Source organism: Streptomyces sp. ITFR-21 (assembly GCF_031844685.1).
GTDB lineage: Bacteria > Actinomycetota > Actinomycetes > Streptomycetales > Streptomycetaceae > Actinacidiphila.
In genome coordinates this window covers 5,106,352-5,129,097 of the sequence record NZ_CP134605.1, presented here as the reverse complement: position 1 = coordinate 5,129,097, position 22,746 = coordinate 5,106,352, and the positions used below count along the sequence as shown (strand labels likewise).

General features: G+C 71.5%; 25 protein-coding genes. 10 read left to right on the top strand and 15 right to left on the bottom strand.

Annotated features, from left to right (window positions below; all coding sequences use genetic code 11):
• Positions 1-331: 331 nt before the first annotated feature.
• From RLT57_RS23090 to RLT57_RS23080, 3 genes are read right to left on the bottom strand one after another with little or no spacing between them, the layout of a single operon-like run.
• The gene (locus RLT57_RS23090) at positions 332-655 is read right to left on the bottom strand and encodes an eCIS core domain-containing protein (protein WP_311299190.1); all 324 of its coding nucleotides are present in this window, start codon (positions 653-655) and stop codon (positions 332-334) included.
• Entirely contained in the window at positions 639-2,972 is a 2,334-nt protein-coding gene (locus tag RLT57_RS23085) for a tetratricopeptide repeat protein (protein WP_399129201.1), read from the bottom strand. The genes RLT57_RS23090 and RLT57_RS23085 overlap by 17 nt, the downstream gene beginning before the upstream one ends.
• Positions 2,969-3,385 carry a hypothetical protein gene (locus RLT57_RS23080; protein ID WP_311299189.1) on the bottom strand — a complete coding sequence of 139 codons (417 nt, stop codon included), beginning with the start codon at positions 3,383-3,385 and terminating at the stop codon, positions 2,969-2,971. Before RLT57_RS23080 ends, RLT57_RS23085 begins: the two co-directional genes overlap by 4 nt.
• Before the next feature lie 215 nt (positions 3,386-3,600).
• Here RLT57_RS23080 and RLT57_RS23075 point away from each other — a divergent pair, with 215 nt between their 5' ends.
• On the top strand, positions 3,601-3,819 hold the full coding sequence (locus tag RLT57_RS23075) for a DUF397 domain-containing protein (protein WP_311299188.1): 219 nt from the start codon (positions 3,601-3,603) through the stop codon (positions 3,817-3,819).
• On the top strand, positions 3,816-5,051 hold the full coding sequence (locus RLT57_RS23070; RefSeq protein WP_311300816.1) for an MFS transporter: 1,236 nt from the start codon (positions 3,816-3,818) through the stop codon (positions 5,049-5,051). Before RLT57_RS23075 ends, RLT57_RS23070 begins: the two co-directional genes overlap by 4 nt.
• A 206-nt stretch (positions 5,052-5,257) precedes the next feature.
• Here the strand turns inward: RLT57_RS23070 and RLT57_RS23065 are convergent, their stop codons facing one another.
• From RLT57_RS23065 to RLT57_RS23050, 4 genes are all read right to left on the bottom strand, one after another.
• Positions 5,258-5,467 carry a DUF397 domain-containing protein gene (locus RLT57_RS23065; protein ID WP_311299187.1) on the bottom strand — a complete coding sequence of 70 codons (210 nt, stop codon included), beginning with the start codon at positions 5,465-5,467 and terminating at the stop codon, positions 5,258-5,260.
• Positions 5,468-5,646: 179 nt separating this feature from the next.
• Positions 5,647-6,519 (bottom strand): IS3 family transposase, encoded by an 873-nt coding sequence (locus RLT57_RS23060; RefSeq protein ID WP_311299186.1) that lies wholly within the window; start codon positions 6,517-6,519, stop codon positions 5,647-5,649.
• Positions 6,516-6,824: a transposase gene (locus RLT57_RS23055; protein WP_311299185.1), complete on the bottom strand. Its 309-nt coding sequence runs from the start codon at positions 6,822-6,824 to the stop codon at positions 6,516-6,518. The genes RLT57_RS23060 and RLT57_RS23055 overlap by 4 nt, the downstream gene beginning before the upstream one ends.
• Before the next feature lie 54 nt (positions 6,825-6,878).
• Positions 6,879-7,136, bottom strand: a complete 258-nt coding sequence (locus tag RLT57_RS23050) for an eCIS core domain-containing protein (RefSeq protein ID WP_311299184.1) — start codon at positions 7,134-7,136, stop codon at positions 6,879-6,881.
• 613 nt (positions 7,137-7,749) lie between these two features.
• Here RLT57_RS23050 and RLT57_RS23045 point away from each other — a divergent pair.
• From RLT57_RS23045 to RLT57_RS23030, 4 genes are all read left to right on the top strand, one after another.
• On the top strand, positions 7,750-8,019 hold the full coding sequence (locus RLT57_RS23045; RefSeq protein WP_311299183.1) for a hypothetical protein: 270 nt from the start codon (positions 7,750-7,752) through the stop codon (positions 8,017-8,019).
• Positions 8,012-8,635: a DUF6879 family protein gene (locus tag RLT57_RS23040; protein WP_311299182.1), complete on the top strand. Its 624-nt coding sequence runs from the start codon at positions 8,012-8,014 to the stop codon at positions 8,633-8,635. Before RLT57_RS23045 ends, RLT57_RS23040 begins: the two co-directional genes overlap by 8 nt.
• Positions 8,636-8,817: 182 nt before the next feature.
• The gene (locus RLT57_RS23035) at positions 8,818-11,058 is read left to right on the top strand and encodes an ATP-binding protein (protein WP_311299181.1); all 2,241 of its coding nucleotides are present in this window, start codon (positions 8,818-8,820) and stop codon (positions 11,056-11,058) included.
• A 78-nt stretch (positions 11,059-11,136) separates the two neighbouring features.
• The gene (locus RLT57_RS23030; RefSeq protein WP_311299180.1) at positions 11,137-11,457 is read left to right on the top strand and encodes a hypothetical protein; all 321 of its coding nucleotides are present in this window, start codon (positions 11,137-11,139) and stop codon (positions 11,455-11,457) included.
• A 206-nt stretch (positions 11,458-11,663) separates the two neighbouring features.
• Here the strand turns inward: RLT57_RS23030 and RLT57_RS23025 are convergent, their stop codons facing one another.
• Together RLT57_RS23025 and RLT57_RS23020 are read right to left on the bottom strand one after the other, a co-directional pair.
• Positions 11,664-11,870 (bottom strand): DUF397 domain-containing protein, encoded by a 207-nt coding sequence (locus RLT57_RS23025; RefSeq protein WP_311299179.1) that lies wholly within the window; start codon positions 11,868-11,870, stop codon positions 11,664-11,666.
• Positions 11,870-12,754: a helix-turn-helix domain-containing protein gene (locus tag RLT57_RS23020; RefSeq protein WP_311299178.1), complete on the bottom strand. Its 885-nt coding sequence runs from the start codon at positions 12,752-12,754 to the stop codon at positions 11,870-11,872. The genes RLT57_RS23025 and RLT57_RS23020 overlap by 1 nt, the downstream gene beginning before the upstream one ends.
• Before the next feature lie 255 nt (positions 12,755-13,009).
• Between RLT57_RS23020 and RLT57_RS23015 the strand changes: the two genes are divergently transcribed.
• Together RLT57_RS23015 and RLT57_RS23010 are read left to right on the top strand one after the other, a co-directional pair.
• A complete protein-coding gene (locus tag RLT57_RS23015; protein WP_311299177.1) occupies positions 13,010-13,327 on the top strand; it encodes a hypothetical protein in 318 nt (105 codons plus the stop codon).
• A gap of 5 nt (positions 13,328-13,332) precedes the next feature.
• Positions 13,333-13,950, top strand: coding sequence for an ATP-binding protein (locus RLT57_RS23010; protein ID WP_311300815.1), 618 nt, complete (start codon positions 13,333-13,335; stop codon positions 13,948-13,950).
• Positions 13,951-14,128: 178 nt separating this feature from the next.
• Here RLT57_RS23010 and RLT57_RS23005 read toward each other — a convergent pair whose 3' ends face one another.
• Positions 14,129-15,022, bottom strand: coding sequence for a LysR family transcriptional regulator (locus tag RLT57_RS23005; RefSeq protein WP_311299176.1), 894 nt, complete (start codon positions 15,020-15,022; stop codon positions 14,129-14,131).
• A 125-nt stretch (positions 15,023-15,147) separates the two neighbouring features.
• On the opposite strand from RLT57_RS23005, the gene RLT57_RS23000 reads away from it, so the two are divergent.
• Positions 15,148-15,513 carry a YybH family protein gene (locus tag RLT57_RS23000; protein ID WP_311299175.1) on the top strand — a complete coding sequence of 122 codons (366 nt, stop codon included), beginning with the start codon at positions 15,148-15,150 and terminating at the stop codon, positions 15,511-15,513.
• Between the two features lie 209 nt (positions 15,514-15,722).
• Here the strand turns inward: RLT57_RS23000 and RLT57_RS22995 are convergent, their stop codons facing one another.
• From RLT57_RS22995 to RLT57_RS22985, 3 genes are all read right to left on the bottom strand, one after another.
• Complete coding sequence (locus RLT57_RS22995; RefSeq protein ID WP_311299174.1) at positions 15,723-18,944, bottom strand: ATP-binding protein; 3,222 nt, start codon at positions 18,942-18,944, stop codon at positions 15,723-15,725.
• 219 nt (positions 18,945-19,163) lie between these two features.
• The gene (locus RLT57_RS22990; protein WP_311299173.1) at positions 19,164-19,463 is read right to left on the bottom strand and encodes an STAS domain-containing protein; all 300 of its coding nucleotides are present in this window, start codon (positions 19,461-19,463) and stop codon (positions 19,164-19,166) included.
• 163 nt (positions 19,464-19,626) lie between these two features.
• Positions 19,627-20,475, bottom strand: a complete 849-nt coding sequence (locus RLT57_RS22985; RefSeq protein WP_311299172.1) for a 3-hydroxyacyl-CoA dehydrogenase family protein — start codon at positions 20,473-20,475, stop codon at positions 19,627-19,629.
• A gap of 228 nt (positions 20,476-20,703) precedes the next feature.
• On the opposite strand from RLT57_RS22985, the gene RLT57_RS22980 reads away from it, so the two are divergent.
• Positions 20,704-21,276: a cob(I)yrinic acid a,c-diamide adenosyltransferase gene (locus RLT57_RS22980; protein ID WP_311299171.1), complete on the top strand. Its 573-nt coding sequence runs from the start codon at positions 20,704-20,706 to the stop codon at positions 21,274-21,276.
• Positions 21,277-21,489: 213 nt separating this feature from the next.
• On the opposite strand, the gene RLT57_RS22975 is transcribed toward RLT57_RS22980, so the two are convergent.
• Positions 21,490-21,948 (bottom strand): DUF2550 domain-containing protein, encoded by a 459-nt coding sequence (locus RLT57_RS22975; protein WP_311300814.1) that lies wholly within the window; start codon positions 21,946-21,948, stop codon positions 21,490-21,492.
• A 227-nt stretch (positions 21,949-22,175) separates the two neighbouring features.
• Positions 22,176-22,556: a F0F1 ATP synthase subunit epsilon gene (locus RLT57_RS22970; protein WP_311299170.1), complete on the bottom strand. Its 381-nt coding sequence runs from the start codon at positions 22,554-22,556 to the stop codon at positions 22,176-22,178.
• Positions 22,557-22,746 lie beyond the last annotated feature (190 nt).

Genomic DNA, 22,746 nt, shown 5'->3' with positions numbered 1-22,746 from the left:
CTGCCCGGCCGGCCGCCCAACGCCGTTGTTTTCACTGCACACTGATATCGACGCGAAAGGAGCCGGAATGACTCCTTTCGGTTGTCCGAAAAAATTCCGAACAGCCGTACGCAGCTAAAAGGCGTGGCCAAGCCGCCACGGAGCGCCACACCGAAGTCGGGGCGCGCCTTGCAGAGAGAAGGCCGACCGGGCCCGCACACGGTAGGTGGGAAATTCCCGCCAACTTTTTCGAATACGCCGGCCCTGGGGCGTCCTCCCGTCCCCGGAGACCGCAATCCGCCTCACCGCGAACGCAAGGATGCTGTGCCGACTCCGCGGAACCGACCGCACGTCATGGCCGGCTCACGGAGCCACTGACGTTCCCACGCCGCGAACACACCAGATGCCGGTGGATGTGCATCGCGGAGGCGCGTTCGAAAACGCCTGCGGGGCCGGAGACCCCCACCCCGCCACCCGTCGGAGTGCCCGGGACAGGACCACCGCGCCGCTGGATGACGTGGGTCAAGCCGCGGGCGAGGGCGCGCCGCCCCCGGCCGCCCGGACCGACGACCACGCGGTCGCCGGAGGTGTGCGCACGCGCGCCGAGCTCGGCCGCGCAGCGGCGGGCGGCGTCGGTACGACGGGAGACGAAACCTCGATCAGGCCTCGAGTGCACGGATGCGGATCAGATCAGGATCTTCCACTCCGTAAATGCGTTCCGCTTCCGCGTAGTCGGTGTGGATCAGTTGACGACCCTCATCGTTCCGGCCCGCGGCGATGAGCCTTTCGGCGAGGAGGACGCGGGCCTTCACTGACAGCGGGTGATCGTGTCCAAGGAGGCGCTCGCGCCCTTGGACGGCCTCGCGCATCATCCCGACGGCTTCGCCGTGGGTGCCACGGAGCATCAGCGCCCAGCTCAGGACGAGCGTTGCGGAGTAGACCAGGGGGTGTTCCGGGCCGTGCAGGCGGATACGGGCGGCCAGCGCGGTGCGGGCCGCGGCCTCCGCGCCTTCCGGGCTTCCGGTGTGGAGCAGGCCGTAGGCGTAGTTGCTGTACGCGATGACCGTGACCGGATGGTCGGGACCGAGGTGGCGCTCGCAGGCGCCGACGGTGGCCGGGCCCTCCCGGGTGAACTCCTCGCTGTGACCGGCGTCGACAAGGAATTCGAGGATCAGCGCGCGGCTGCGCAAAGTCTCCTCGTGGTCATCGCCGAGAACCCGCCGCTGTCCTTCGATGGCCTGGTGCAGCCAACTGAGGCTCTCGTCGTGTCGGCCCAGGAGGTACAGGGGCTGGCTGAGGATCGCCGCGGTCTGCAGGGTGTCCGGGTGATCGGGTCCCAGGACGTGGGAGCGCTGCCCGTGGACCTGGCGCAGAAGCTGTTCGGCTTGGTCGAGCTTGCCCAGACGGCGGAGAAGATCGCCTTGTTCGTGCTGTGCGGCCAAGGCGGCGGGGTGACCATCGCCCTGGTACCGCACGGATGTCGAAGCCGCCAGTGTGGCCATGGCGAGGGCCGCCCCGTAGTCGCCTGCGTCGCGGATGCTCCGGGTGGCCGACAGTGCCAGCGTTACGAGGCGTTCGGCGGTGGCCGGGTCCGCGCGGTGGAGGAGGGCCGTGATGTGCGGTGAGATGAGGCGTAGCAGCTGCGTCGGCCCCGCAATTGATCCGCTTGCCGTCCGCAGAGCGGCGGCGAGCAGATCGACAGCTGCTCGCCGGTAGACGTGGCGCTGCTCCTGGGGGATGCCGGCGTGGACGCTGTCCAGGATGAGACCGTGGACTAGGACACAGCGCACGGCCTCGTTGTGCGGACCGTTCGACTGCTCCTGGAGCACGGCAAGGGAGTGGTCGAGCAGCGCGCGGAGAGCCGCCTCCACCTGGTTGCCGCGCAGCGGAGGGTCGAGGGTGTACAGCGGGGTGGCTGCGACGGCGCCGGGCGTGAGGACCATCAGCGGCAGCGGGTCGGGGCTCATGCAGGACAGCAGGCGCAGCAGACCCGTGGCCTCGGGGACGCCCTGGGCGGTGAGGGCGTTTAGGGTGATCTGCCAGGTACGCGAGACCAGGTGGCGCGAATCGCCGGTCGGTGCGTCGGCGCCCTGGTCGATCAGACCAGTGGTGTCGTCCTGTAAGCGCTCGTGGTAGTCGCTCATCGTCCACGATTCCAGAAGTTGTCGGGACAGGTAGGTGCCAGCCAGGTTCAGCGCGAGCGGGAGGCATCCCAGACGGCGCGCCACCGCCTCGGCGTGGCCCAGATCCCCCGCGTCCGGGGCCAGGTCGCGCAGCACCTGTGCGGCGTCCTCGATGGGAAGGACGTCCAGGCGGTGCAGGACGGCGCCGCGCCACAAGGCGGCGGTGGCCCGTCGAGTGGTGACCACAACGGTGCCACCGGGGCTTGCGCGCAACCAGCTCCCCTCGTCCAGGAGCACGGGATCGTCGGCGTTGTCGATGACGAGCAGCCAGGGCTGCGGGGAGCGGTCCAGATAGTGCCAGACCAGGTCGGCGGCGGCCCGCTGCCCGTTGTAAGCGGCGGTGAGCTCCCAGGGCTCGGCGCCCCGGTCGGCGGCGACGGCGAGCATTGCGGCACGCAGCGCCATCCGGTCCGATGCGGTCACCCACAGACCGACCATTCCATGGCTCACCGCTTCGTGGAAGGCCCAGAGCGCCACGGAGGTCTTGCCGGATCCTCCCATGCCGTGGATGACATGGACATCACCACCGCCGCGGTTCAGACCCACCAGCAGCGCGGCACAGACTTCATGACGGTCGCGCAGGATCCGAGGTGGGCGTTCGGCTCGCGCCGTGCGAACCGAGTCGGGAGCCGGCCAGGGGACCGGGCCGACGCGTCGTGCGTCTCCGGAGGCGGTCGCGGACGGGTAGTGATGATGGGTCTCGGTGATCACCTGATCGCCGGACGCCTGGTAGACCCGGCCCTCTCCGAATGCCTGACCCTGGGGGGAGAGATCGGGTGCTGCGGGATTCGCGCCAGGGTCCCCGGTCACGTCTCGGTGATGTGCTGGTCGCGACCGGCTTGATAGACACGGCCGTGCCCGGAGGCGCTGGCCCGCAATTGGATCCGCGGCGCGGAAGGGGCAGGCGCCAATGAGCCCAGTTCGTTCATGAAACGCAGAAGGTCCTCTACCGCCGTCGGCTCAGCCGCCATCAGCCGACGTAGCCGCCCCTGCCACTCGGCGTGCAGTTCCCGCTCGGACTCCATGTCCCCGGCAGCCCGAGCGGCCAGCAGGTCTGCCCGGCTGACGTCGAGTTCGGCGCCGACCGCCTCGGCTCGCTCCGGACTGGCCCGGCTCCACAGAGCGACCGCACCCTCCCGCACACGCTGCCACACTTCGGTGGCCAGCAACGTAACCAGGGTGGTGCTTGCCGAGGCTGCCAGAGCGGCAATCTCCGGTTCCACTCCGCCCCCTCCCACGGCCTCACAGGCCGCCCTTGTCACGACCAGCGGAACAACTACCCCACCGCACAGCCAGGAATGCCGGATGATCTTATCCTGCTCCACGGTGGCTAGAAATCGCTATGTCTGTCTTGCGCGCACGCCGGCGGCCCGCTTGGGTGGCAGGGCCCATCAGCACGCCCAGCCCTGACCGCTCGACACCGACGCTGGAGGAACCAGTGGCTTACGTGGATTTCCGTTCCGCCCGCTGGCGCAAGAGCAATGTGAGCGGGGAAACGGGATGCGTCGAAGTGGCCCTTGGTCTGCCCATGGTGGGCGTCCGTGACACCAAGGACCGCGGTACCGGCCCTATTCTCGCCTTCTCCCCCGTGGCGTGGACGTCCTTCCTGCAGGGTCTGGCCTGTGGTGACTTCACGCCGGATCGGATGCCCAGCTGAGCACGGACCAGGACGAGCAAGCGCCACAGGCAGCGCGGCGGGTCGCCACCGGGCGGGTCGCCCCGCTGCTGGCCGCCACGGGAATCTCGGTCACCGGGGACGGCGCATTCCTGGCTGCTGCCCCGCTGCTCGCCGCCTCTGTCACCCACGACCCGCTGGCCGTTTCCACGGTCACCGCCGCGTTCTACGTTCCCTGGCTCCTGGTCGGGCTGCCCGCCGGCGCGCTGGTCGACCGGTGGCCGCGCCGTCTCGTCATGATCACAGCCGACCTGACCCGGGCCGGAATCCTGACCGGCCTCGCCGTCCTCGTGTCCACGGGCCACGCCGCACTGGCCACGCTGGTCGGAGCGATCCTGGTCGTCGGCGTCGCCCAGTGCTTCTTCGACGCCGCCTCCCAGTCGGTCATCCCCGTCATCGTCGGGCGGGACAAGGAGATCCTGACCAGGACCAACGGCCGCTACTGGGCCATCGACACCATCGGCCGCTCGCTGGCCGGACCGCCGATCGGTTCAGCGGCGTTCGCCGCGGGCCGGATGCTGCCCTTCGCTGGGGACGCCGCCTCGTTCGTTCTGTCCGCGGCCTGCATCAGCACGTTGCCCACGATGCCGGCCGCCGGCAGCAGCCAGCCCCTCGTAGCAGCCATTCGCGCCGGGCTCGCGCACCTGCGCGCGACGCGCGAACTCCGGTTGCTGGCGGCCGCGATGGCGACCTACAACTTCGCCTTCAACGTCTCCATGGCCACCTTCGTCCTCTACGCGACGAGCACGCTGCACGTGGCCGACGCCGGATACGGGATCCTCCTCGCCGTCGCCGCCGTCGGCGGCATCATCACCGGCTGGCGCGCGGCACCGTTGACCCGCCGCCTCAGCTACCGCCAGATGATGGCCATCGCCTGCGCCCTCCAGGGGCTCGCCTGGGCCGGCATCGCCGCCGTTCCCGACGTCTACGCCACCGGCGCCTTCCTCGCGCTGATCGGCGCCGCCTCCACCCTCACCAGTGTCGCCGCGAGCTCCGCCCGCCCGGCCCTGACGCCGGACCACCTCCTGGGCCGCGTCACCTCCGCCTTCCGCCTCTTCGGCGTCGGCGCAGCCGGACTCGGAGCCCTCACCGGCGGCCTCATCGCCAGGCAGTCCACCCTGCACGTGCCCCTGTGGGCAGCGGCGGGCCTCCTGGCCATCGCCACCCTCGCTCTACGGCCGTGGGCCCATCGTGGAGCGTCCGCGACCCGCTGACCTGACGCTTCCGCGAGCGTTCAGGGCTGCGCCCACCTCATCGGGCCCATCCACGCGGGCAGCGTCGGCGCATTTCCCGCCGGAAGCCACCCCCGGGCCGTCAGGGCAGGCGTGTCGACCCGACGGCGAGCCGGTCGGCAGCACAGGAGCGCCCGACCGGCTGCGGCGATCAGGCGCTCCTGGTGGATCCTTGGCCGGACAAGCGACTACCGCTGGTTGAACTCTCCCGCGGCCACGCCGGCGACGAACGCACCGAACTCGCCCGGCGTGAAAACCAGGGCAGGGCCGGTCGGGTTCTTGCTGTCCCGCATGGCGACCCGCCGGTCGTCGAGAAAAGCGACCTCTACGCACTCTCCTTGGCCATTGCTGTAGCTCGACTTGAACCACCGCGCGCCGACCAGATCGTCCTTACTCACTCCGCCACCCCTTCACAGCCTCGGCAAGAAACGTCCTACTTGCTGCCTCATTCAACGAGGCGCTCTTGATGTTGTTGAACGCCTGCTCTTGGCGATCCACCTCATGCTGCTTGTCAAGGTAGAGCGCACCAGCGAAGCCTGAGCTTGTTCCGCTTTGACGGACACCATTGGTGTGGTGGTCAGGCTGCGTGTGTGGTCTCGTAGCCGGCGGGACTGAGGTAGCCGAGGCTGCTGTGCAGGCGGTGCAAGTTGTACCAGCCCTCGATGAAGTCGAAGATCGCGATGCGTGCGGCTGCCCGGGTGGGCCAGGTGCGCGTGTCGAGCAGTTCCCGTTTGATGGTGGCGAAGAACGATTCGGCCAGTGCATTGTCCCGGCATTGCCCGGTGCGGCCGACCGACAGACGAACCCCGAACTGGTCTGCCAGGGCGGCGAATTGCCGGCTGGTGTACTGGCTTCCGCGGTCCGAGTGAAAGATCACCGGTCGCATCGGGCGACGCTGCCGGCAGGCGGCGGTCAGGGCGTCGGCCACAAGATCGGTGCGCATGTGGTCGGCGGTCTCCCAGCCGACGATTCGGCGTGAGGCGATGTCGATGACGGTGGCCAGATAGAGCCAGCCCTCGTCGGTCGGGAGGTAGGTGATGTCACCGCACCAGCGTGTATCCAGCCCAGTGGGGTCGGGCTGGAAGCCCCGGGCGATGAGGTCGGGACGGGCGGCGGCCCGCGGATCGGGAACGGTGGTCAGGTGCCGTCGTCGGCGATGCACGCCTGCCAGCCCGGCCGCCCGCATCAGCCGGGCGGCACGGCGACGCCCGCACACGGCACCGTCGTGCTGCAGCGCGGCGTGGACCCGCGGGGCACCGTAAGTTCCCCGCGACCTCGTGTGGACGGCGGTGATCTGCCCGGTCAGTCCGGCGTCGCGGACGGCGCGGGGACCGGGTGCCGCGGTACGGCGGGCGTAGTAGGTGGCTCGGGAGACCTTCAAGAGCTCACAGGCGCGTTTGACGCTGTGACCTGCGTGTTTCTCCGCCTCGATGAACGGGTGAACCGTCACCGGGTCTCCTTCGCGAAGAAAGCCGTGGCCCGCTTGAGGATGTCGACGTCCTCGCGCGGTCGGCGGTTCTCCCGCCGCGGTGCGGCCAGTTCCCCGCGTTCGCCGCTGGTCAGGCCGTCCCGCTCGCCGGCGTCGACCTCAGCCTGCTTGACCCAGTCACGCACCGCGGTCTCGGTCAGATCGAAGTCCTTCGCGATCTGACCCATCGAGCGGTCACCGCGCTGGCAAAGCTCGACGATCTCGGCCTTGAACTGCGGCGTGAACGAGCGGCGAGAGCGAGGCTTCTTCTTCCCCATGCTCTCCATGATGGACATCCTCCCGGGGCAGAACCCCTGATCTCGAATGTCCGTCAAAGCGGATCAAGCGCAGGAGCCCGGGACAGGACCACCGCGCCGCTGGATGACGTGGGTCAAGCCGCGGGCGAGGGCGCGCCGCCCCCGGCCGCCCGGACCGACGACCACGCGGTCGCCGGAGGTGTGCGCACGCGCGCCGAGCTCGGCCGCGCAGCGGCGGGCGGCGGTGCCGGTGTGGATAACGACCTCAGCGGGTAAGTCATAGCGAGGAGACCCGGAAGCGTGCAGGCGAGGGGCGGCCTTGGATCCCGTATCTGCGGGCATGTTGGCGGCTCTGGCAGGCGGGGCCGGGGGCGAGTTGGGCCGCCAGGTCTGGGTCGCACTGGGTGAGTTGGTGCGGAGGCCGTTCAGCCGATCGGGTGCCGTGGCGTCTGGCGCGGCCGAGTGGGCGGCGCTGAACGAGGTGCCAGACGAACCGGCCCGCGCGGAAGCGCTGAGCAGTGCCCTCGCGGCGCGCGCAGCCAGCGACCTGGAGTTCGACGCAGCACTGGAGTCATGGCGTCGCCGGGCGCCGGCGTTGTCCGGGGGCACGGTGACCAACACGATCAGCGGCGGCACACAGCACGGTCCCGTGATCCAAGGCCGGGACTTCTCCGGCATCACCTTCAACAGTCCTCCCGCCCCTTGCTCGCGGGAAGGTGAAGGTCACGGTTGACTCTTCCAGTGCCGAGGGCAGGCACGGTTCGGGCCCTGTGCATGCCGACGGGCTGCCCGGCCTGTATGAGGCGTATCACCTGGCCAGGCCATTCGATGGGGCTGGGACGCTCGCACGTCGCCAGGAAAGGGCCTTTCCACGTGAGGTTTTGACGCACACGTCCAAGTAGCTCCGGTACCCTTGAGGCCACCGTCAGTGATGTCGCGGATACCGGAGGCAGTCGTGGCCCGCAGGTGGGAAGCGGATCCGTCGGTGTTGTTCGTCAAGCGCCTCGGCAAGTCGGCGGCGGAGCTGGGCAACTCCAAGGACGAAGACGAGTGCCCGGACATCTGGCAGTTGAGCAACGGCGACGTTGCCGTGATCGGCCGTGATCTCACCGCCCACTACCGCTCACACCTGCCGGCCGGAGTGAGCCTGGGACCGGACGAGCGGTTGGTCGTCATCCCCGGCAACATGCTGAGTGCGGCGAAGGCGGACATTCCCGATGCTTGATCTCCCCAGCCCTGAGCTACCCGACGAGCTGGGTGAGCGGCTCACACGCGAGGCCTACAAGCGGGACTTCCAGGAGCGGCGGGCGGCGGTCCGTGATGGGGAGTCCTGGAAACTCGAGCGGTTGCAGCACTTTGAGGAGACGAACGACGACAGCCGGCAGGCGCTCCGCCAAGGAGACTGGCCGGCGGTGCTGCGGCTGTTCGAGGCCGAGCGTGACGCCCTGGTTCGAAGGGCCCGGGCGGAGGCGGCGCGGGGCGCGGTAACCCATCGCGTTCGTGTGGTCGAGGAGCCGCTGACGCCGTACGTGCAGTGGGAGCTGCACTGGCTCCGGCTTACCGCGGAGTGCGGGCACTCCGTTCGTGTCCTGCCTGCAGTTGCGGTCGCCGCGGCCGAGAGCAAAGCGCCCCTGCCCGAGTTGAACCTCCTGGATGGTCGGGTTCTCTACCGGGTGCTGTACACCGAGGCCGGCCGCCCCGACGGGGCGGTCCGCTTCACCGATCCCGGCACGGTGGGAAACTGGGCGAGGTATCTGCGGGCGCTGTACGGGGCCGCAGAGACGGTCCAGGTGTACTTCGACCGTGCCGTGGCCGACCTGCCTCCGCCGCCCGCGGCCTGACCGAGGCGGCATCGATGGACGTGCCCACAGAAGACAACAGGCGACTGGGAGATTCGCGGAACGACCTCTCCGGATCGTCGCGCGATGTCGTACAGGCCGGGAGCGTCACCGGTGACATCCACTTTCACCGGGTTGCCGCCTCGGAGGCATCGCGAATCGTCCCACGTCAACTGCCGGCCGACGTGAACATCTTCGTCAATCGCTCCGACGAACTGGGCCAGCTGAACGCGGGGCTCACCGACCGACACGGCGGCCGCCTCGTCGCCTCCGTCCATGTGGTGGCCGGCACGGCGGGAGCGGGCAAGACCTCACTGGTCCTGCACTGGGCGCACCAGGTCAAGGACCGATTCCCCGACGGCCAGCTCTTCGTCAACCTCCGCGGCTACGACCCCGGAGAACCGGTCACCGCCGCCCAGGCACTTCAGCGCTTCCTGCGAGCCCTGGGCGTAACCGCAGCCGAGGTTCCCCAAGATGTCGACGACGCGGCAGCCATGTACCGTTCACTGCTCGCCGACCACCGAGTCCTGATCCTCCTGGACAACGCGGCAACGGTCAGCCAGGTCCGCCCGCTGCTCCCCGGCGGTGGAGACAGCCTCGTCGTGGTCACCAGCCGCAGCCGCCTGGCATCCCTCTCGGTACGGGACGGCGCTCACCGGATCACCCTGGGGACGCTTCCGGAGCCGGAGGCGGTCGCTCTGCTGCGGGCCGTCGTTCGAGACTACCGGCCCGAGGACGACGCGGACGAACTCGCAGAACTGGCGCATCTGTGCGCCCGCCTTCCGCTCGCCCTGCGGATCGCAGCGGAGCGCGCGGCCAGCCACCCGCACATGCGACTCGACGAACTCATCAGCGATCTGCGTGATGAGTCCGCCCTCTGGGAGGCCCTGAGTACCGGCATCGACGAGGAGGCCGAGGCCATCCGGTCGGTCTTCGCCTGGTCCTACCGCGCCCTCCCCACCCACTCGGCCCGCCTCTTCCGGCTCCTGGGCCTGCACCCCACAGGGGAGTTCAGCCTCCACGCCGCAGCGGCCCTCGGTGAGCTTGCGCTCAGCAGAACACGCCAGCTGCTCGACGATCTCGTCGGTGCTCACCTGCTGGAGCAAAACGCCCCCGACCGGTTCCAGTTCCATGACCTTTTGCGTGCTTACGCCACCGACCGGGTCCAGTCGGAGGAGTCCGCCGACCAGCGGCAAGCAGCGCGACGACGCGTCCTGAGCTGGTACCTCCACACCGCCGACGCCGCCCAGACCTGGCTCTATCCGTCCGAAGACCGCCTGCCACTGCCTGAACCCCTGCCAGAAGTCAGGCCGCTCGTCTTCGCCGACTACAACGCCGCCGTCGATTGGTCGGAACGGGAGCACGGCACCTTCCTTCCCGCCGTGCGGGACGCTGCCAGCAACGGACTGGACCAGACCGCCTGGCAGTTGGCCACCGTCCTGTGGTTCACACGGCCCCCTTCCTCCTCGGAGCGCGACTGGTTGGAGGCGGGTCGCATCGGGCTGGAGGCAGCCGCGAGACAGGAGGACCAAAGAGCGCAGAGGCGGTTGCTCGTCAACACCGGCATCGCGCACAGGGCCCTGAACAACTTCTCCGAGGGCCTGGACGTCCTGAACAAAGCCGTCTTGTTGGCCCGCAGCTCGCAGAGCCGGTCCGACGAGGCCCAGGCTCTCAACCTCATCGGCCTGATCCATCTACGGCGACGCGAACTCGACCTGGCGGACTCGCACTTCGTGCAAGCCATGTCCGTCTTCCGCGACCTGGGCGACAGCCGACGAACCGCCACCGCACTGGCCAACATCGCCAGCACCCGCCTGAGCGCCGGCCGCCTGCCCGAAGCCGCCTCAGTCATCGACGAGGCACTGGCCGCGCACCGGGCTCTGGGCAACCGAGGCGGTGAGGGCAACCTCCTGCGGATCGCAGCCGCGCTGCGACTCGAAGAGGGCGACGCGGATGCCGCACGGCGGTCCATCGACGAGGCACTTGACATCGCGCTCGCCCTGCGCGACCACGCCCGGGAGGGCTTCTGGCTCCTCACCCTCGGCGATGTCCAGCGCGCTGCCGCCCAGTACGGCGATGCCCTGATCTCCTACCAGCGCTCCGCCATGCTCCACCGACGGCTCGGCGACCGCAGCCGCGAAGCCCTGGCCTGGCGCGGTACGGGCCAGGCGTACGCCGCGATGGATCGCCACGGTGAGGCCGCCGCTTTCCACCGCCAGGCCGCGTTCGTCCACCGTGACCTCAAAGACACCTGGCAGCTCGCCCTGGAACTCGACCACCTGGCCGCAGCCGTTCACACGGAAGACCCGGAGGCCGCCCGTGCCCATTGGACTGAGGCCCTGACCCACCTCACTCCTTTTACCGATCCCCGGGCCGTGTCCTTCCGCTCCCGTGTGGAGGCGCTGGTGACCCGATCCGATGGTTGACGACGGTGTCGAGCACATGACTCCGACAGGGGCCGGCGGATATCCCGAAACCCTGCCTGCTCTCCGTGGGGGCGGGATGTGGGCGAGGTCTGTCGACTGCTGCGGCACGGTGCGGCGCCCGGCGCCTTCCTCGCGCTGATCGGCGCCGCCTCCACCCTCACCAGTGTCGCCGCGAGCTCCGCCCGCCCGGCCCTGACGCCGGACCACCTCCTGGGCCGCGTCACCTCCGCCTTCCGCCTCTTCGGCGTCGGCGCAGCCGGACTCGGAGCCCTCACCGGCGGCCTCATCGCCAGGCAGTCCACCCTGCACGTGCCCCTGTGGGCAGCGGCGGGCCTCCTGGCCATCGCCACCCTCGCTCTACGGCCGTGGGCCCATCGTGGAGCGTCCGCGACCCGCTGACCTGACGCTTCCGCGAGCGTTCAGGGCTGCGCCCACCTCATCGGGCCCATCCACGCGGGCAGCGTCGGCGCATTTCCCGCCGGGGGCCACCCCCGGGCCGTCAGGGCAGGCGTGTCGACCCGACGGCGAGCCGGTCGGCAGCACAGGAGCGCCCGACCGGCTGCAACGATCAGGCGCTCCTGGTGGATCCTTGGCCGGACAAGCGACTACCGCTGGTTGAACTCTCCCGCGGCCACGCCGGCGACGAACGCACCGAACTCGCCCGGCGTGAAAACCAGGGCAGGGCCGGTCGGGTTCTTGCTGTCCCGCATGGCGACCCGCCGGTCGTCGAGAAAAGCGACCTCTACGCACTGACCATTGTTCGCGGACCGGCTGGACTTGCGCCACACCGCGCCCGTCAGCTCAGAACTCATCACTGCCGTAGCTCCCTTGCTGCCTGGTGAAGGAGGGCCTGTGACTCCTTGTCGTTCAAGGCAGAGCCCCAGATTGCTGTGAACGCTGCGCCGTAGCGTTCGATCTCGTGCGGCTTGTCGAGGTACAGATCACCGGTGAAGCCGTCGACGTAGACCGTGGTGGGTTCGGTCGGCTGACCATCGCCGTTGATCGGAAAGTGCAGCATGGTGAACGGCCCGGACATGAGCCCGTGATGCAACCCCGCTCCGTAGTGCACGACGCGGATGGAGACGTGGGGCAGTGCCGCCAGTTCGAGTAGGTGCTCAAGCTGAGTCGCCATCACCTGCTGACCACCGATAGGCCTTCGGAGGACGGCTTCACTGAGTGCCACTTCCAGGGTAAGGGGCCTCGTCACTCTGGTCAGCAGCGCTTGCCGAGCAGTCCGCACGTGGACTCGCCGCTCGATCTCCTCGTCGGCAACCCCGGGATTGTCCCCACTGATCAACATCCGCGCGTAGTCGGTGGTTTGCAACAGTCCGGGGACCAGTTCGGCACTGTACTGGTTGAGGCGTTCCGCCGCTTCCTCCAGTCCGATGTACAAGTCGAACGTCTCCGGGATCACGTCACCGTACGCATGCCACCAACCCCGGCCCTTCGTCTCCTTGGCAAGACCCATGAGTGCCGCAGCCAGTTCGGCGTCGGCGCCGTAAACCCGGCACATGGCCTCAACGTCCAGGCTGCGCATGGACGTCTGCCCCGTCTCGATGCGCCATAGCTTCTGGTCCGACCACTCCAGAGCTGTCGCCGCTGCACGCACCGTCAACCGCGCGCGGTTGCGCAGCTCACGCAGGTGTCGCCCCAGTTGACGGCGGGGCACGGTCGAGCCGCTTGCCGTCTCTGCCACTTGGTGTACCTCCGATCTGGAACCCATCTTACATCCGGAATGGAAGCTCACATGTTTCCATTTTGGAATAGGGTATACGTGTTCGAGAATCCGACTCCCGGATTTCCAATCTGGAGTGTTGCATATCTGAGTAGTCCAGTGCTTCACTCGTGTCATCACGTAGGGCGTGAGCGGATTTGGCCCCCTCGTGATCGAGTGCGGTGTGGCACGTGATGCCGAACGTCGTCGCCCGCTCATCCGCCGCTAGGAGGCGAAATGAAGCGTCCGATCCATGGCTACATGTGTGCGTACATGAGCGCGCCCGAAGAGGAGGTCGCGGAAGCCGAGCTGCGTTTGTTCCAGGGGGCGCAGGTGGAGGGGTATGACCTGGCGGTCGTCTGTCGGGAGGTGGAGGAGGGCGGTCTCGCCGTCCTGGCAGAGCCGGTCGAGGAGTTGGGGGAGTGTGCGGTGGTGGTGCCGGCCGTGGGGCGTTTCGGCGCCGGCCCCGTGTTCGGGGAGTACCTCGCCGCGTGTGTCGTGCGCGGTGCGGGCGCCGGTGCCAGTGCGGATCTGTGCGGGGTGGGGGGCCGGTGAGGACGATGGTGTGGTTGACGCCGGCGGCGGCGCCGATGCCGTCGGCGCCGAGTACGTTCTACGTCGCCAGCATCCGTCTGGCGGCCGTGCCCACCGCCGCCGGGGACTCCCGGGCGTTCGTCCGGCAGCAGCTCGGGCGCTGGGAGCTCGCCGAGCAGACCGACGCCGCCGAGCTGATCGCGTCCGAACTGGTCACCAACGCGGTCACGCAGGCACGCAGCGCCCGGGACGCCGCGGCGCGGGCGGCCGTCAGGGGCCACCACGTCATCGGCGTCCAGCTCCGCGCCACCGGCACCGGCCTCTTCGTCGAAGTCTGGGACCGCAGCCACGGCACACCCGCCATCCCCCGGCAGGACCCCGACGCCGAAGACGGCCGCGGACTGCTCCTGGCCACATCACTCAGCGAACGCTGGGGCACCTACCACCCCCTCGCCGGCGGAAAAATCATCTGGTGCGAACTCACACGGAAAACACCGGAACCTCTCACCGCCGAACCGCCACCCCAGGCCCCCGACACCCACCCCCGCATGGCCGACGTCGAACTCGAACTCCTCGACATGGCACTCACCCAACGCATCCTCGACCGACTCATCCACCCACCCGAACCCGGACCGGCCCGATGACGCGCGGGCCCGAGCGCCGACATCCCCGCCGGCTCCACCGGGAATGCGCAGCCGTCACCTGGGCCCGCGCGAAGACCGGACCGACCGAACGGGGCACCCGCCGACCCGCGCGGGCCGCGTGACCGCCCACCCGCCGACCCGCGCGCGCCGCGCCGCGCCGCTCAACCGGTTGGTGACCTCACCTGCCGGGCTCCGGCCCCGCAAAGGACCCGCGGCAGTACCGCAGGAGTTCGCGGAGCGCGGGCGCGGGGGCCGGCCGCCAGGCCAGGGCGAGGAGGGCGGGGGCGGTGACGTCGTCGAGGATGCGGGCGGCGAGCCGGTCGGAGTGACGCGCGGCCATCGACTCGCTGAGGACGCCGACGGCCAGCCCGCGGGCGGCGAGGTCGGCGATGGCGTCGGCGGCACTGGCCTGGAGGGCGATCTCGGGGTGCAGCCCTTGGGCCGCGCAGGCCCGGTCCAGGACAGTACGCAGCCCGGTGCCGGCGGGCATGCACACGATCGGGTACGCGGTCAGGTGCCGGAGGGCGACGCGCCGCCGCGACGCCAGCGGGTGCGCGGGGGGCACCGCCACGACGAGCCGTTCGCTGATGACGGTCAGCGCCTCCAGTCCGGCCGGGGCGGCGGTCGCGGTTCCGACCAGGGCCAGATCGACGGCGCCGGCCCGTACCGACTCCACCAGCCGCTCGGAGTTCTCCTCCAGCAGCGAGATCCGCACTCCGGGATGGGCCCGGTGGAAGGCGGCGAGCGCGTCGAACCACGGGGTGACGGTGCAACCGGTGACCATGCCGAGGGTGAGCTGTCCGCGGATCACCAAGGCCACCTGGCCCACCGCCTGCTCGACCGCCCCGGCGGCGGCGAGCGCGGCCCGAGCGTGTTCGAGCGCGGCCTTCCCCGCGACGGTGAGGGTGGCGGTACGCGCCGACCGGTCGAACAGCTCGGCACCGAGTTCCCGTTCCAGCCGGCGGATCTGGGCGCTGACCCCGGACTGGCTGATGCGCACCCGCGCGGCGGCCCGGGTGAAGTTCCGCTCCTCGGCGACCGCGACGAAGTACTCCAGCTGCCTCAGTTCCATGACTGTGAATTCTAGCTTCGAGCAGATTCAGCTGTTGGACTTCTGCCCGAGAGGCGACCAGGCTGGACGGCACGCGGTGCCCGGCCCGGCCGGGCACCGGTTGACGATCCTCAGGAAGGAAGCACATGGCGGAGTACGAGAAGGCCCTGCGGCCGGAGGACATCACCCGGTTGTTCGTCGAACGATCCAACGCCGGTGACGCGGCGGGGGTCGCCGCGCTCTACGAGGAGGACGCGGTGCTCGCGTACCCGCCCGGCAGCCGGACCGTCGGCCGGGCGGCCATCCGCACGCTGTGGGAGACGGTGCTGGCCGACCGCCCGCGCTTTGAACCGGAAGCCCCCTTGCCGACGCTGATCAGCGGCGACATCGCGCTCACCGCCACCCCGCCGAAGGACGGCACCGGCGCCCGCGCGCAGGTGGTCCGCCGCCAGCCCGACGGAAGCTGGCTGCGGGTGCTCGACCAGCCGGAGTTCGCCCGGCCCGCCCGCTGATCCGTCCGTCCGCTGACCGGCCCACCCGCTGACCCGCGCGTCCGACGACCCGCGCGTCCGACGACCCAGCCTCCCGTGGCCTGGCCGCCGGCTGGCCCCGGCCGGCCGGCGGGAGGACGCACTCGGCCCGCCCCGGACACGGCCGCGCCCGCGCGCAACGCCCCTTGCCGCCGGCCGACCGCCCCTCAGCCGCGTCGGTCGATCACCGGTCAGCCGCCGGTCGCGCCGCCGTCCGTGGCGCCACCGTCCGTCGAACCGCCCGTGGTGGCACCGCCCGTGGTGGCACCGCCGGTCGTCGAACCACCGTCCGTCGAACCGCCGTCCGTCGAACCACCGGTGGTGGCACCGCCCGTGGTGGGGCCGCCGGTCGTCGTGCCGCCGGTCGTGGGACCACCGGTGGTCGAACCGCCGGTGGTGGGGCCACCGGTCGTCGTGCCGCCGGTCGTGGACCCGCCCGTGGTCGTGCCGCCGGTCGTGGGACCGCCGGTGGTCGAACCGCCCGTGGTCGAACCGCTGGTGGAGCCGCCGGACGTCGTGTGGCCGCCGGTGGTGCCGCTGGTCGTCGGGGACGACGAGTCGGACGTACCGCTGGGCGTGTCCGGCGGGCTGGACAGGCCGCTGTCGGTCGTCGTGGTCTGCGGGCCCGCCGTGTCCGTCGCCGACTCCGATGTCGACGGCGAGGTCCCGGACGCCGGGGGCGCCGCGGAGACGCCGCCGGAGGACGACGGGGACGTGCCGTCGGGTGCGCCGCTGTCAACGGATTCGACCGGCTTGACCTGGCCGGGGCTGCCGTCGGTGCCCGCGGTCGCGCCGATGGTGACGATCGTGCCGAGGACGGCGGCGAGCAGGACACCGGTGCCGGCGGCGACGAGGTTGCGGCGGGAGCCGAGGAGGGCCAGCCGGCGGGTCGCGGAGGGGGCGGGCGGCGGCGTCCTGCTGACGGCGACGGGCGCCGCCTCGGGGAGGACGAAGGCGGCGACACCCGGCGGGAGTTCGAGCGCGGCGGCCCCGACGCGGTCGTTGACGAGGGCCAGGGTGCGGCGTCCGACGACCGTGCCCTGGCGGTCGGCCAGGGCGGCGCGCAGGGCGATCGACGCCTCGAGTTCCGCCCTGGCCCGGTCCGTCCGGCCGGTGCAGAGCGCGAGCACACCCAACTCGTGGTGGAAGTAAGCCTCTTCCGCCACTTCACCGGACAGTCGGGCGGCCTCCTGGCCGATCCGCAGCGCCCGCTCCCAGGCGCCCCAGTGCAGGGCCGCGGCGAAGACGGGGGCGACGGTGCGGGCCAGCAGCACCGCCGCGGAGGCGTGGCCGCCGTCGCGGCACGCGGTCATCGCCGCGAGGATCGCCTCGGACTCGGCGGTGGCGCGCTCCGGGGTGACGGAGGGGTGGCCGGTCCACCAGGCGTAGTGCAGGGCCGCGGTGTGCGCCTGTACGTCGTTGAGTTCGCCGTCGGCGGCGAACGCGGGGCCGAGCTGCTGGACGACACCCGCGGCCAGCCGGAAATGCGAGGCGACGGGCACCGCGAGGCCGACCGAGATGAGTTCGCCGAGGGCCGCGTCGCCGTGGGTGTCGCCGACCAGCGCGGGCAGGTGTGAGGGGTGCGGGCACTCGCCGTCCAGTGCGACGGCGAAGGCGAGCGCCTCGCGGGCGGCCTCGCTGAGCCGGGAGGCCAGCAGGTCGGCCGGGGCGGCGCTCTCCGCGAGCGACGGCAGCGGTATGTCGCCGGCCGCCGACCGCAGGGGCAGCGCCGACAGTTGGGGTATCTCGGGCAGGGTGACGTCGGGCAGCAGGTCGTCGAAGCCGCTGAGGTCGGGCAGCGCGGACTCGGCCGGTCCGGGCGGCGAACCGTTCAGCCACACCGAGTCGTCGAGGTCCGGGTCGGGCGGCACCCGCATGCCGTCCCGCTGCCGCAGCAGCGCGCCGGCCTGGACGAACCGCAGCGGCAGTCCCTCGGACTCGAACCACAGGTCGGCGGCCCAGGCGGTCTCGTCCTCCTCCAGCCGCCGCCCGGTGACGAGTTGCAGCAGGTCGACGCAGGCGACCCGGGTCAGTCCCGACAGCAGCACCTCCTCCACCATGGAGTCGGGCGCGGGCGCGGGTACGTCGGGGGTGGCGGACATCAGGAACGCGCACTCGGGCGCCGCGTCCAGGAGCTCCTCCAGCGCGGCGCCGCCGATCTCCACGTCGTCCAGGACCACGATCGCACCGATGTCGCCCAGCAGGCCGGGGAGTTCGCCGCGGCCGGGGCGGAAGCCGGTGCCGGAGTAGACGACGGTGTAGAGGTCGTGCAGCAGGTCGGCGGCGGTGAGGTGGTAGCCGGACAGCCAGATCACCCCGTCGGGGGCGAGGTCCGCGCAGGCGTTGGCGACGGACTCCAGCAGCGCGGTACGGCCGGCGCCGGACGGTCCGGTGACCCGTATCGAACGGCCGCGGGCCAGCAGCCGGATGAGCCGCTCGCGCTCCTCGTCCCGTTCCAGCAGGGGCACTTCGGGCGCGGGCGGGCCGGGCGGCGGCGCGGGGCGGGCCGCGCTGATCCAGGCGGCGCGCTCCTCGGGGGTGCGGCGGACCGGGGTGCGCCGCTCCTCGGGCGGGCACTGCACGACCTCGGTGCCGTCGACCGGGTTGACGGTGAGCAGGTACTCGGGGGTGACGATGCGCGGCACCCGGGAGCTGCCGCCGCCGGGCGGCACGAGTTCGGGGGCGAGCGGGTCACGGGTGGGCCGGGTCAGCTTGGGCAGCGGCATCGTGCTGTCGAACAGCGAGGTGCCCTCCTGGACGGCCGGCGGCTCGGCGGCCGGCCGTACCGCGAGGGCGCTGCCGGGGTCGGACGGCGCCGGGGGCAGCGCGACACGGTCCGTCGCGGGACCGGCGGGCGGGGAGGCCGGCGTCTGCGGGGGCACGGAGCCGCCGGGCCGCTTGGCGCCGGCCGCGAAGGCGTCGAAGCTGCCGACCGCCTCGTACCGGCTGACGCGCTCGCGCCGTTCGGAGACGTCACGCCGCTCCAGGCCGCCGGGCCGGTCGGGAGCACCGGACTGCCCGGCGGCGGGCCGGTCGGGAGCACCGGACTGCCCGGCGGCGGGCCGGTCGTAAGGGGCGGGGGACTCGGCGGCGGGCCGGTCGTAGGCCGCCGGCGGTTCTGCGCCGAAGGATCCGAAGCCCGCGAAGCCCCCGGCGGCGTCCGCGCCCCCGCCGCTGGCCGACAGCCCCGTACCGCCCGTCACCGGCGAGGGGCCGGCCGGCGGAGCGCCCGCCTGGACACCGGCCGACGGCACACCGGTCGCCGACGAGCCGCCCGGTGCCGTGGCGCCGAAGCCCGTCGCGCCGCCGGTCCCCGAGGTGCTCCGGAGGTCCGACGCGCCGCCCGGCGGTTCGGCCGGCCGCCACTCCTCCGGCCGGCCGCCGCCCTGCTGCCCGCCGGTCTGCTGATCCATGTCCTACGCCCCCCGGGTGCGTGACGTGTGGGGACATCCCCGGACCGGTACGACACCGCGCCTGCCGTGCGCTCGCGGCGGCGGCGCCGGGTCCCGGCGGGATACCCCTGGTACGGCGTACGGGGTGCACGCCTCATGGCCATTGATGGGCAAACTCTAAAGGTTCGCGCCGCATCCAAGAAGGCCCGGGACCCAGCTGCTCCCGTTACGTGCCGAACGTCACCTTTCGGCCTCGATCGCGAGAATACGGTGCAGCCGGGTCGCGACCAGCAGCCGCTGCATCTGCGGCGGCACGCCACGCAGCACCAGCCGCCGGTTGGCCCGGCCGGCCCGGCGGTGGGCGCCCATGATCACGCCGAGGCCGGTGGCGTCCCAGGAGTCGAGTTCGGTCAGGTCGAGCACCAGGTCGCCGCGGCCGGAGTCGACCGCGGTGTGCAGGGCCGCGCGGGCGTCCGCCGCGCTGACCACGTCGAGGCGGCCTCCGACGACCAGCCGGGCGTGGTCGCCCCTGATGTGCATAGTCAATCTCCCCGAAGCGCTGGCATGGCCTGTGGCCGGTCCCTATGTCTTCACACACCTGACGGCCCGTCGCAAAGAGGAGTGGCCGTCTGTGCGTGAACCGCTGCTGAATTCACTCTTTGGAGTGAATTCGATGGGTCCGTTCAGGAACCGGGCGGGGCGGTCAGTAGGTGTAGAAGCCCTGGCCGCTCTTGCGGCCGAGGTCCCCCGCGTCAACCATCCGCCGCATGAGCTCCGGCGGGGCGAACTTCCCGTCCTGGGACTCGGTGTAGATGTTCGCCGCGGCGTGCAGCAGGATGTCCACGCCTGTCAGGTCGGCGGTGGCGAGCGGGCCCATGGCGTGGCCGAAGCCCAGCCGGCAGGCGGTGTCGATGTCCTCGGCCGAGGCGACGCCGGACTCGTAGAGCTTGACCGCCTCCACCACCAGCGCGGAGATCAGCCGGGTGGTGACGAAGCCGGCCACGTCGCGGTTGACGACGACGCAGGTCTTGCCGACGCCCTCGGCGAACTCCCGGGCGCGGGCGAGCGTCTCGTCGTCGGTCTTGTGGCCGCGGACGAGTTCGCACAGCGGCATCATCGGGACCGGCGAGAAGAAGTGGGTGCCGACGACGCGTTCGGGGCGTCCGGTGGCCGCGGCGATCGCGGTGATCGGGATGGCCGAGGTGTTGGAGGCCAGCACGGTGTCGTCGCCGACGATCCGGTCCAGGTCGCGGAAGATCTCCCGCTTGACCTCGATCCGCTCGAAGACCGCCTCCACCACCAGGTCGGCGTCGGCCGCCGCGTCCAGGTCGGTGGTGGTGGTGATCCGGGCCAGCGCGGCCTCGGCGTCCTCGGCGGTCAGCCTGCCCTTGGCGGTGAACCTCTCGTAGGAGGAGCGGACCGCGTCCCTGCCGCGGGCGAGCGCTTCGTCCGTGACGTCCCGCAGGGTCACCTCGTAGCCGGCCTGGGCCGCCACCTGCGCGATGCCCGAGCCCATCAGTCCGGCTCCGATGACAGCGAGCTTCTTCGCCACGGTCCACACACCTCTCCGTCGGGGTATGGCCGGACCCTAACCTCGGTCCGCCGCCCGGCGCGACAGGTTGTCGGCAGCGTCACCGTGTGTCGTTGGTCGCACAGTTGGGCCGCCGCGGGCCGCGTCCGGGCCGCGCGCGGACCACGCGCCACCGCGTCCGGGCAACGGGCGGGGTACGTGCGGCTCGGTCCGGGACGATCCCGGCCGGCAGGCCCTACGCTCGACGGCATGGTCAACCTCACCCGCATCTACACCCGCACCGGCGACGACGGCACGACCGCGCTGGGCGACATGAGCCGCACCGCCAAGACCGACCCGCGGATCGCCGCCTACGCCGACGCCAACGAGGCGAACGCGGCGCTGGGCGTCGCCCTGGCGCTGGGCGCGCTGCCGCCCGAGGTGGCCGCCGTCGTGGTCCGGGTGCAGAACGACCTCTTCGACGTGGGCGCCGACCTCGCCACGCCGGTCGTCCAGGACCCCCGATACCCGCCGCTGCGGGTCGAGCAGTCCTACATCGACCGGTTGGAGGCGGACTGCGACCGCTTCCTGGCCGACCTGGACAAGCTGCACAGCTTCATCCTGCCCGGCGGCACGCCCGGCGCGGCGCTGCTCCACCAGGCGTGCACGATCGTCCGCCGGGCGGAGCGCTCCACCTGGGCCGCGCTGGCCGAACACGCCGCCGTCATGAACCCCCTGACGGCCACTTACCTCAACCGGCTGTCGGACCTGCTGTTCATCCTGGCCCGGACGGCGAACAAGGAGCGCGGCGACATCCTGTGGGTGCCGGGCGAGAACCGCTGAGCCCCACCGGTCCCGGCCATGTGGTCCAGACCTCTTGACCAGTGGTCCAGACCTTTCTACGCTCGACTGGAGAACACCCGGGTGAGCGGTCCGCGACGCCGGGCGGAGCCCATCCCCCCACACGGCCGGGGGCCGACCACGCCGCCCGTCGGCTCCCGGTCCCAGCACGACGGCCCGACCCGCTGGCCTGTAGGCGCTCAGGCGCTCAGGCGCTCAGGCCACGTTGACCCGCTGGCCGGGCGGCGCCGCCTCCAGCCACGCGAGGAAGCCGGTCAGCGCGTCGTCGCTCATCGCCAGCTCCAGCCGGGTCCCCCGGTGCACACAGCTCAGCACCACCGCGTCGGAGAGCAGCGCCAGTTCCTCCGAGCCCTGCGGGGCGCGCCGGCCGAGCACCTCGATCGCCGGGCGGTCCAGCACCCGGCGCGGCCTGGGGGCGTAGGAGAAGACCCGGAACCACTCCACTTGGTCGGCGCTGTACCGGGCGACCCCGTAGACCCACCCCTTGCCGCCGGAGCCGGCGACCGCCTCGGCGTCCTCGGCCGGGGCGATCCGCAGGCTGCAGTCGAAGGTGCCGCCCGGCCGCTGGATGAGCCGCCGGCGGAGCCCGAAGACGAAGAGCCCCAGCAGCCCCGCCGCGATGACCGACAAGCCCACCTCGAAAGCGAGGATCACGTCCACCGACCTCCTCGCCTGGGAATGGTTGCCGCCCTTGCTGTGCCGGAGCCGCGGACCGCCCGTCGGGGCAGTCCGCGGCGCCGTGGTCCTGCGGTCATGGCCGGCGCTGGGTGCGTCGGCCGTGCGGGGTACTGCGTGGTGTGCTCCGCGTGCTCAGTGCGGTCTGCGTGGCCTACGGGGCCGGGGTGATCCGTATGCCGGTACGGATCCGGCCGGCGCCGCGTTCAGTGCGCGCCCGCCGCCGCGGCCAGCCGGACCTCGGCGCGGCGCTCGGCCGCAGCGTCGGCCTCGGACGTGGACCGCTCCAGCGCCCGCTCGGCTCGGGCCACGTCGATCTCGTCGGCCAGTTCGGCGATCTCGGCGAGCACCGAGAGCTTGTTGTCGGAGAACGAGATGAACCCGCCGTGCACGGCGGCCACCACGGTGCCGCCGCCCTCTCCGGTGGTGCGGATGGTCACCGGGCCGGACTCGAGCACGCCGAGCAGCGGCTCGTGCCCCGGCATGATACCGATGTCACCCGACGTGGTGCGGGCGATGACCAGGGTGGCCTCGCCGGACCAGACACTGCGGTCCGCGGCCACCAGCTCGACGTGAAGATCGGCCAAGACGGCTCCTCGGGTCGGCACCCACCGCCTGCGGCGGGTGCGTAGGACAAAGAATAGGGGGTGCGCGAGGGGGGCGGTCACCTGGGTTCAGGCGGGCCGCCCCCCTCTCACGTGCGCCGGCGCTCCGGGTCGCCCGACGGCCGCCCGCCGGTCAGCCGGCCGACGGTCAGCCGTGGGGCGGCCGGCGGGC